Origin of the sequence: Legionella sp., from assembly GCF_049790535.1 — a bacterium.
GTDB lineage: Bacteria > Pseudomonadota > Gammaproteobacteria > Legionellales > Legionellaceae > Legionella.
In genome coordinates this window covers 1-2555 of the sequence record NZ_JBAQZB010000014.1, presented here as the reverse complement: position 1 = coordinate 2555, position 2555 = coordinate 1, and the positions used below count along the sequence as shown (strand labels likewise).

Here is a 2555-nt window from a genome sequence, read left to right as displayed (position 1 = left end):
AAGCTTGAATTATTGAAAGTGAAAACGTCTTTGAATCATTTTGCTATTAAACAAAAATTACTGCTTAAAGCGAATCAAATTATGTGCAATGAGCTGCAATTATTGAAGGCCTCTGCGTAAGGTGAGTACCTAATAAATACCGGTTTTACCTGCTAATTATGTTTAAAATTTTTATTCACACTATTACGAGACGTCTATAGTTAATTTTATCTTAACGAGAGATCTTGTCAGTATCTTCAGGTAGAATCAGTATATAATTTTATTCATGTACTCTATCACTATGAAAAAAAAAGTATTTGATCTGATCGTTATCGGTGGCGGCAGTGGTGGCATAGCAAGTGCTGTTCGTGCTGCAAAACATGGTGCAACTGTTGCAGTAGTGGAACCAAACCATTTGGGTGGTACCTGCGTTAATCTAGGCTGCGTGCCTAAAAAAATCATGTTTAATGCCTCCCTGATTGCTGAGAACATGCATCATGCAATGGACTTTGGTTTTGATCCAGTTACAGTTAAATTGGATTGGCATATGCTGGTTACTAAGCGTAACGACTACATTCAACGTCTTAGAGAGAATTATACCAAGCGTTTTACGCAATTTAATATTACTCGCCTTAATGGTAACGCGGTATTTCATGACGAGCACTCAGTTAGGGTAAATGACCTAATTTATGCAGCACCTCACATTATTATTGCAACTGGAGGTGAACCAATCATTCCTGCCATTATTGGAGCCCACCATGCAATAGATTCCGATGGCTTTTTTGCTTTAACCAAACAACCTGCAAAAGTAGCAATTGTTGGTAGTGGTTATATTGGTGTAGAGATTGCCGGCATATTGAATGCACTAGGCTCTGAGACCCATTTACTCATGAGAGGGGAAAAACCTCTTAGTCGTTTTGATCCTGTTTTAGGGGATACTTTATTAGAAATTATGCAACAACAGGGTATTCACATTCATCAAAACCATAAAGCATGTGAGATTAGTCTGAATAATAATGGCAGCAAAACCATTGTCTGTCACAGTGGTTCGAAGATTAATAACATTGACGTAATTATTTACGCAGTAGGTAGAAAACCCAGGACAAATAACTTAAATTTAGCGAAAACAAATGTCAAAACAGACAATCAAGGACTTATTGTTGTCGATGCATTTCAAACTACGAGCACTGACGGTATTTATGCCATTGGGGATGTGACCGATGCACCTGCCCTTACTCCAGTTGCTATTGCTGCTGGTCGACGATTATCTGATAGACTATTTGGCCAGCAACACGATGCCTGCTTAAATTATAACTTTATCCCTTCCGCAGTATTCAGTCATCCACCAATAGGCACTGTAGGTTTTAATGAGCAAGAAGCAATCAAAAAATACGGAAAAGATAATATTAAAGTGTATCAAACCCGCTTTACTCCTATGTACTATGCTTCAAGTGATGATAAAATTCCTACAGTAATGAAATTAGTCACTTTAGGAAAAGAAGAAAAAATTATTGGTTTACACGTCATTGGCTTAAATGCAGATGAGATGTTACAAGGTTTTGCTGTGGCAGTAAAAATGGGGGCATGCAAAAAAGATTTTGATAATACAATTGCCATTCACCCAACCAGCGCAGAAGAATTTGTAACCATGGTGTAATCACAATGAATAATACAATTCGTTCCTTTCAAGGTAAATCCCCTTCTTTAGGAAACGGAGTCTATATTGATCCTTATGCAGCAGTAATTGGCGATGTAAGCTTAGGAGATAATGTCTCCGTCTGGCCTATGGCCGTTATTCGCGGTGATGTAAATTACATTAAAATAGGTGCTGCCTGCAGTATTCAGGATGGAGCCATATTGCATGTAACCCATGATGGTCCCTACACCCCCGGAGGCAAACCTTTGATTTTAGGGCAAGGTATTACTATTGGCCATCAAGCCATATTACATGGTTGTACTATTAATGATTACTGTCTGATTGGGATGGGGGCCTTAATTTTGGATGCAGTTCACGTACAACACCATGTTATGATTGCTGCTGGTAGTGTAGTTACCCCTGGAAAAGTATTAGAAAGTGGACATTTGTACCTAGGAAATCCTGCCCGTGCCGTCAGAAAATTAACCGATAAGGAATTAGAACAGCTAGAATATTCCGCGCAGCATTATGTTAGACTCAAGGATAAATATTTACATAATATCTAGGGCATGTTGATTGCTCCCTTGGTCTTAATGGTGAAACAATCTTCCTGCTAATGCAACTTTACAGCTCCAACTTCCAGGAGCAAATCAAGTATTAGCAAAACAAGGAGCTTATACCGATACCTTAACTATTTTAATCGTAACATCTTAATTCTGTATATCGTTCACTTCAGTCAAAGAGATGCAAGGAAATCAGGAAGTGTTACAGGAATAGTCACAAAAAAGTAAAAAAAAGCGGCTAAAAGCCGCATTTCCTATCTTAATAAAACCCTGGCGATTCCCTACTTTCACATGAGGAGACCTCACACTATCATTGGCGCAAGTTTGTTTCACTTCTGAGTTCGAGAAGGATTCAGGTGGTTCCAAACCGCTATGGT

At 38.6% G+C, this 2555-nt stretch carries 2 protein-coding genes, 1 rRNA gene and 1 pseudogene; 3 read left to right on the top strand and 1 reads right to left on the bottom strand.

Features of this window, described 5'->3' with window-relative positions; all coding sequences use genetic code 11:
• The 3 genes and pseudogenes from WA877_RS00590 to WA877_RS00580 form a co-directional block, all read left to right on the top strand.
• A pseudogene (locus WA877_RS00590) lies at window positions 1-120 on the top strand (IS701 family transposase); the annotation flags it as partial.
• A 160-nt stretch (window positions 121-280) separates the two neighbouring features.
• Window positions 281-1636, top strand: a complete 1356-nt coding sequence (gene gorA / locus WA877_RS00585) for a glutathione-disulfide reductase (protein WP_425169003.1) — start codon at window positions 281-283, stop codon at window positions 1634-1636.
• 5 nt (window positions 1637-1641) lie between these two features.
• A complete protein-coding gene (locus WA877_RS00580; RefSeq protein WP_425169002.1) occupies window positions 1642-2181 on the top strand; it encodes a gamma carbonic anhydrase family protein in 540 nt (179 codons plus the stop codon).
• A 265-nt stretch (window positions 2182-2446) separates the two neighbouring features.
• On the opposite strand, the gene rrf is transcribed toward WA877_RS00580, so the two are convergent.
• Window positions 2447-2555, bottom strand: a 5S ribosomal RNA gene (gene rrf, locus WA877_RS00575); the annotation flags it as partial.

What these genes read in the sequence shown, in the direction of transcription:
- gorA (WP_425169003.1), top strand. Translation starts at nt 281, where the DNA reads ATGAAAAAAAAAGTATTTGATCTGATCGTTATCGGTGGCGGCAGTGGT.
- WA877_RS00580 (WP_425169002.1), top strand. Translation starts at nt 1,642, where the DNA reads ATGAATAATACAATTCGTTCCTTTCAAGGTAAATCCCCTTCTTTAGGA.